9 protein-coding genes are annotated in these 6572 nt (G+C 60.5%); 5 read left to right on the top strand and 4 right to left on the bottom strand.

Features of this window, described 5'->3' with window-relative positions:
- A partial coding sequence (locus JJE47_17755; protein ID MBK5269271.1) for a DUF222 domain-containing protein occupies nt 1-696 on the bottom strand: 696 nt, incomplete at its 3' end.
- Nucleotides 697-791: 95 nt separating this feature from the next.
- Here JJE47_17755 and JJE47_17750 point away from each other — a divergent pair.
- On the top strand, nt 792-1226 hold the full coding sequence (locus JJE47_17750; GenBank protein MBK5269270.1) for a hypothetical protein: 435 nt from the start codon (nt 792-794) through the stop codon (nt 1224-1226).
- 64 nt (nt 1227-1290) lie between these two features.
- Here the strand turns inward: JJE47_17750 and JJE47_17745 are convergent, their stop codons facing one another.
- Genes JJE47_17745 through JJE47_17735 form a run of 3 tightly spaced genes read right to left on the bottom strand, consistent with a single transcriptional unit; the run spans nt 1291 to nt 3580 of the window.
- On the bottom strand, nt 1291-2304 hold the full coding sequence (locus tag JJE47_17745; GenBank protein ID MBK5269269.1) for a prephenate dehydrogenase/arogenate dehydrogenase family protein: 1014 nt from the start codon (nt 2302-2304) through the stop codon (nt 1291-1293).
- A gap of 2 nt (nt 2305-2306) precedes the next feature.
- On the bottom strand, nt 2307-3320 hold the full coding sequence (gene aroF, locus JJE47_17740; GenBank protein ID MBK5269268.1) for a 3-deoxy-7-phosphoheptulonate synthase: 1014 nt from the start codon (nt 3318-3320) through the stop codon (nt 2307-2309).
- A 5-nt stretch (nt 3321-3325) separates the two neighbouring features.
- Nucleotides 3326-3580 carry a hypothetical protein gene (locus JJE47_17735; protein MBK5269267.1) on the bottom strand — a complete coding sequence of 85 codons (255 nt, stop codon included), beginning with the start codon at nt 3578-3580 and terminating at the stop codon, nt 3326-3328.
- A 46-nt stretch (nt 3581-3626) separates the two neighbouring features.
- Between JJE47_17735 and JJE47_17730 the strand changes: the two genes are divergently transcribed.
- The 4 genes from JJE47_17730 to JJE47_17715 all read left to right on the top strand — a co-directional run.
- Nucleotides 3627-4553, top strand: a complete 927-nt coding sequence (locus JJE47_17730) for an NAD-dependent epimerase/dehydratase family protein (GenBank protein ID MBK5269266.1) — start codon at nt 3627-3629, stop codon at nt 4551-4553.
- Nucleotides 4550-5668 carry an acyltransferase family protein gene (locus tag JJE47_17725; protein ID MBK5269265.1) on the top strand — a complete coding sequence of 373 codons (1119 nt, stop codon included), beginning with the start codon at nt 4550-4552 and terminating at the stop codon, nt 5666-5668. The genes JJE47_17730 and JJE47_17725 overlap by 4 nt, the downstream gene beginning before the upstream one ends.
- A gap of 62 nt (nt 5669-5730) precedes the next feature.
- Nucleotides 5731-6099, top strand: a complete 369-nt coding sequence (locus tag JJE47_17720) for a helix-turn-helix transcriptional regulator (GenBank protein MBK5269264.1) — start codon at nt 5731-5733, stop codon at nt 6097-6099.
- Nucleotides 6096-6572: hypothetical protein (locus tag JJE47_17715; protein MBK5269263.1), on the top strand; the 477-nt coding region annotated here is incomplete at its 3' end. The genes JJE47_17720 and JJE47_17715, both read left to right, overlap by 4 nt.

The raw sequence follows: 6572 nt of genomic DNA, 5'->3' as shown, positions 1-6572 counted from the left end.
GGCAGCTCGGTCCGGTGGCAGGTTGAACCCGGCCAGCCAGGCGGTGCCGTCGGGGTTGGGTCGTAGTTCGACATGCCGGTCAGCCACGGCGGTGTCATACCGTGAAGCAGCGTCGTCGGGGTCGACGTCGACACACAGTTTGGCAAGGCGAGCAGCAATCTGGCCGGTAGTCAGATCCACCGCGTCAGGGAGGATCAGATCGGCCACGGTTCGGGCGGCCGGTTCGGATAAATGTTCGGTGCCCCGGATGATGACCTTTACTCGGGGTGCGTCAAGGTCACCCCGATCAAACACCGCCCAAACGTTGGGGAGGCGATCGCGTAAGGTGACCGCCACGTCGAGTTCGTGATCGGCGGCCCGACGGGTCAAACACAGGGCGGCGCGTATCTCCGCCGACGTGGCATCGGATGCCAGTTCCAGATCACCAGCAAAATCGTGTTCGAGAATGTCGGCCACCGATGCCATATCGGCATACACCTGGGCCTGGTAATGCGACACCATCCGCTTCCGGGCTCGCAACACGATCACCCGGTCATGACCCGACAGGTCGCCCACCTCAATCGACGACAGGACCGCCGCCAGGAACGGACCAGCACCCATCGTGTCTAACCCGGCCGGGATGTCGGAACCAGTCCGGCCGGTTTCAACCGCCCGGATTTCATCGTCAAATGTGGTCTCTTCCAACCTTTCAAACATCCCCCAATCGTATAACCCGGGTGTGACAAAAACCCGCACCAAACCTGGACAATCCGGCCAAAATACCCAGTTTGTCGAGGACCAGCCGAGAGTCGATGCACGAAAAGAAGAACCAGCCCAACACTTGCCTGCTCGGAGGGGACAACGAGGCCCTCTACCCCCAACAGCGACGCAGCACAAGAGACCTCGCCAACTGGTTTAGCCAGTCCGTCCACAGAACGGCAAAGCCGTTCTACAACGTGACCAAAGGTCACGCCCCTCCTCCCCGGACGCTCCACTACGTTCCGCTGGTGAGGGACCGACCATCCCACACCTCCGCATACGACTCTTCGGTCGCTGATTCGTTGAAACAAACAGAAGCTCGACTCGACATCCAGCCACCAGCCCATCTGGGAAGTCCCCAGCCGCTCCGCCACGACCCCAAAAAGCAGACAGACCTCAGTGCCGCCACCCTCGCAGAGACCGACATTCGCGTTCGTTTCGCCAAGGGCCCGACCCCCCATACGCCCCCTTGGTCGCTGATTCGTTGAAACAAACCGTTACGCGCGAACCGCGCCTGGCCCACGAACCCGGCAACCCGGATTCCGAGCGCGTCTATTCGACGGTGAAACCTTCGGAAATGAGGGCTTCGCGCAGCGCCTCGGCTTCCCCTGGCCGCACCGACAGCCGAAGAACACCACCGCCGCCATGCTCTCCATGGCGCAGTTGGAGGTCTCGAATGTCGACCTGGGACGTATTCAGCGCTCGACCAACGCCGGCCAGTTCACCCGGCTTGTCCTCCAGCATTACGAGCACCACCGTGACGGGTGGCGCCAACGACTGGCGAGCCTCCCGGGAAAGCTGGAGTCGCCCAACCAGGGCATCTTGATCTCCAGACGTGATGAGAGCCGACCAGTCCTGAAGTTCCTGGGTGAGATGAAAAAGGGTGGACGTAACCTCAGCCTGGTTGGCCACAAACAGGTCGGCCCACAGGTGCGGGTCAGAGAGGGATACCCGGGTGATATCTCGGAAACTGCCGGCCGCCAAGGACATGGCACTCGAGTCACCCATCACCAGATGCAGCAGTGAAGCGGAGATGACGTGGGGCACCGCAGACACGAGGGCAATCGCCGCGTCATGATCGGCGGCCGTCATACGGCGCGGAACTGCTCCGAAACTCGTGATGAGCTCCTCGACTTCGGCGAGGTCGTCTTCCGCACTGTGATCAGTGGCAAGTATCCAGGAGGCACCCTTGAACAATCCAGCCGACGCAGCCCCCGGTCCCGACTGTTCACGACCAGCCATGGGATGGGTTCCCACGAACCGGGCCATCCGTTGTCCCGCCCGTACGATCTCGTGTTTGACACCGGCGACGTCGATGACCAGGGCAGGGGTTGAGAGCTCGCGCAGGGTTGCGATCATCGCGTCATGAGGGCCCGCCAGGACGACCAGATCGGCGCCCGACACGTCGAGAGAGTCGGCCCGGTGGTCAAGAGCGCCAACGGCCATCGCCTCGGCCAGGGCAGCTGGATCGGGATCCCATCCAGTGACCGTCCATCCGTTCGAACGCAGGGCGAGCCCAACGGACGCACCAATCAATCCGGTTCCCACCAAAAACGCATTGGCCACCGCTACATCTCCAAATCGACGGCAGCCGCCAGCTTGCGGATCCGATCCATGAGCGTCGCAAAGTCGGAAGGAAGCAAGGCCTGGGAACCATCAACCAGGGCGGTGTCAGGTGAGGGATGGACGTCCACCATAATGCCCGATGATCGAACCGCGACGGCCGCCTGGGCCAGCGGGGCAACCAGGTAGTGATGGCCGCCGGAGTGGGAGGGATCAACCATGATCGGGAGATGCGACAACCGTTGCACTACGGGCACGGCCGTGATGTCGAGGGTGTTCCGAGCTGCCGTCTCAAAGGTCCGGATGCCCCGCTCGACAAGCACAATCTGGTGGTTGCCCTCTTTGTAGATCGTCTCGGCGGCGTGAAGCCAGTCCTCTATGGTGGCCGTGAAACCACGCTTGAGTTGCACCGGTTTTGGCTGTTTGCCAACTTCGGCGAGCAGCGAGTAGTTCGACATGTTTCTGGTACCGACCCGGAGCATGTCGGCGTAACTTGCCACCAATGCCACGTCGCGGGGGTCGAGCACTTCGGCAACGAACGGCACACCAAACTCTTCTCTGGCTGCTGCCATCAACTCAAGTCCGGCCTCGGCCAGACCCTGAAACGCGTAAGGCGAGGTGCGCGGCTTGAACGCATCACCGCGCAACACGGTTGCCCCGGCTTTGACAACCAGCTCGGCCGTGCGGAACAGTTGATCGCGCGTTTCCACAGCACACGGACCGGCGATCACCGTAAACCCGTTACCGCCGATCCGGGCGTTCCCGACCCGGACAATCGTGTCTGCCTCCTGGAAGTCACGAGATACAAAGGTGAATGGCTTGAGAACGGGGATCGCCTTCTCAACGCCCTCCATGGCTTCCCAAGGTAACTGTTCAAGGTCGGTGCCGGCACCCATGGCGCCAATGACGATCCGCTCCTGGCCATCTGAAATATGGATGTCGCAACCGCGCGATTCGAGGCGCTCGATGACCGCTTCAACCGCTTCCGGCGAGCAAAAACGCTCCATTACGATCATCATGGCGTTCAAAGTCCCGAGTCCTCTACCGCAGGCACCGACAGCACCATTCGACGCACCTTCACCGCCGGGTCCATGGCCACGAGAGCGGTCGCAACATCTGCCGCGACGTCAGCCGACCACATGGTGGTGAGCACAACACCCTCGTCGTCGGCTCCGACCATCACCAGATGACAATATGGATCCTCAATGAATTCATCAACCATCTCTTGAAGCCAGGCAGGCTCATGGTGGCGGGGAAATTCGACCGAGATGGATTCCATAGGCCGCCATGCTATCGGGTTCGAGTCAGTTGCCTACACTGGTCCGGTGGAACGAGTGTTGGTAACAGGAGCGGCCAGCTGGATTGGTGGTCGGGTCGTGCAAGAACTCGAACCGCACCATGAGGTTATTGCCGTCGACGAATTAGAACCGAAACTGGCTTTTGCAGCCCGGCTGCACCGCTACTCGATGGACTCGCTCGACTTCGCCCAGTTTCTTGTCGACCGCAAACCGACGACCGTAATCCACCTCCAGACCCTCGATCGATCCGCCGAGATCGGCAACACCCGTTCGCGGGCGGGAGCAGTTCAGGGAGCCCAAGCCCTCTTCGGGGCCATCGAGCGCGTCGGATCCGTTCACCACGTCGTGGTCAAGTCCGATGCCGCCATCTATTCGACCGGCCCTCGTCACGCTTCGGTCCTCTCAGAGTCGACCCGAATCAGCGGTCGAGCAACCCGGTATGAACGCAACTTGCGCGACATCGAACGTTTTGTTGCCGATCTCAAACCATCGATGCCCGAAGTCTCGTTCACGGTGTTACGGCTCGGACCGATTCTTGGCCCAGCGGTCGGGAATCCGATCAGTCGCTATCTGACGCTCCCGGTGGTTCCGACGTTGATGGGATATGACGGACGGCTGCAATTCCTGTACGAAGACGACGCCGTACAAGCGATCGTCTTCGCGTCGCGGTCCACTGCGGCGGACGGGATATTCAACGTCGCCGGCGACGGCATCTTGTATTTGAGTCGATTGCTCAGAATCGGCCGCCGTCTCGGTCAGCCATTACCGCCTCCCCTCTTGAAGCAAGCACGTCGCTTCCTGGCCGTTTCTGGCGTTCCACTCCCGGAACACACCGCCAACCTCCTCAAGTACGGCCGGTACACAACGACCGATCGTATGGTCACCAAACTCGGATTCAACCCGGCCCACACCACCCGGCAAGCTATTGAGCGCACGTATCGGGGGGCCAGGTGACCTCTCGACTCGCAACCATGCTCGACGGCCTCTCCAAAGAGGAACTCTCCGGACTGGCCAAGGCTGCCCAGCTTCCGGGTCGCTCTTCGATGACCAAGGCGCAGCTCAAGGCCGCACTACTCGCCCATCTCAGTGCTGATGTGGCGGGTCCGCCGCGGGCCGGTCCTGCCCCAAGGCAGAACCGGTGCAGCTCAGTGAGCGGCAACCACCCTTGTGGCCTTCCGGTTGGTGCCGGGTCGGACCTGTGTGGCCTTCATGGCGGCTATGACGTCTCCGATCTCGCCATCCCCGTGGCAGGCAAGCTCGGTTTCGATACATGGCCGGCCCTCATGCGGCAACTCGCACTTGCCACCTATGACGTAGATCCGCTCGGGCTCGACCCGGTCATTGCCGACATGGTCTGGCACCTGATCAACTTCCTGTACTTCGACTACTTCCGGGTCGAGGTGGAAGGTATCGAACATATCCCGTCGGAAGGAGCAGGCATCCTCGTCGCCAATCATGCTGGTGCTGCCCTTCCCTACGACGGCGCCATGCTGGCGGCGGCGGTAGCCAACGAGGCAGCGGTTCCACGCAGAGTGCGGCTGATCGGAACTGAGATCTTCAACATGTTGCCTTTCGTCTCCCATCTTTACCGCAAGAGCGGCTCGGCCTACGCAGCCCGGGACGATGCCCGGTGGGTCCTCGACCACGGCCACCTGCTGGGAGTCTTCCCCGAGGGAGTCGCCGGGTTCCAGAAACCACAAGAGCAGGCATACCAAACGCAACGGTTCGGACGGGGCGGGTTCGTCGATCTGGCGTTCCAAACCGGCGCCAAAATCATTCCCGTCGCCATCATCGGTGGCGAAGAGGTCCATCCGGTACTTTTCACTTCGAAGCGACTGGCCCAACTTATCCGTTTGGTCTTTCCCGAACAGCGGGTCGAGGAAATGGCCGTATGGCTGAACCCAATTCCATTACCGATCAAATGGAAACTGAAGTTCCTTCCGCCCATCGATGTGAGCACCATCGAACACACCGATCGGCTCGCCGTCCTGGAGCTATCCGAGTCCGTGCGGAGTCAGATCCAGTTCGCCCTGAACGCAATGCTGGCCAAACGGGACTCTCTCTTCTGAGCACCGCTAGCCACAGCTAGCGGCAAGATATTCTCCAGCTAACGCTTGCAATAGTTAGCAAAATGCGTTATTCTGCTAATATGAGCGAAGAAAGCCATGACATCGGGGGCTTCATCCGAGAGCAGAGAACCCGCTCGAAGATGTCGCTGCGTCGATTGGCCGAGAAGGCAGGAATCTCAAACCCCTATCTCAGCCAGATCGAGCGGGGCCTGCGCAAACCGTCCGCAGAGATACTCAAATCTCTGGCGCGAGGGCTATCGATTCAAGCTGAATCGCTCTACATACAAGCGGGATTGCTCGACGATTCGAGCGTGCCTCCCACGGTTCGGGCAGCACTGGAAGCCGACGAATCGCTATCTCACCGCCAGAAACAAGTCTTGCTCGACCTCTATCGCACAATGGTCGAGACCCAACAAGGAGAAATGACATGAACGATACAAAAATCAGAGAAGACGCCCGCAAGGCAATGTTTGCCGCAGTCGGCGCCCCCGTGCTCGTTGGCAAATCCGTCAGCGAGAAGCTGAGTAGCCGATTCGCCGAGGTCAACACCAAAGCCAGCGACTTCCGCGAGAAGTTCCTCAAGGACGCTCGTTCCGAGTTCGAGAAGTGGGCCGCCGAAGGCGAAACCCTCGTGAAGAAACTCCAGGACGGCGAAGCCCTTGAAGACCTCACCCAGCTAGTCGACGTGGATCAGTTCCAGCAGCAGGTTGGAAAACTCCGCACGCAGCTTGAGGACATCATCGAGTCTTGGCGTTCGAACTTCATGCCTGACTCCGAGCGAGCCACCAAGGTCATCATTGAGGTTGACGAGGCGAGCAAGCCAGCCGCGGCCAAGCCAGTGGCCAAGCCAGTAGCGAAGAAGCCAGTAGCGAAGAAGCCAGTAGCGAAGAAGCCAGTAGCGAAG

The organism is Acidimicrobiia bacterium, assembly GCA_016650365.1.
GTDB lineage: Bacteria > Actinomycetota > Acidimicrobiia > Spongiisociales > JAENVV01 > JAENVV01.
Note: the sequence above shows the minus strand (reverse complement) of the source record. Positions and strands in the feature narration are given on the sequence as shown.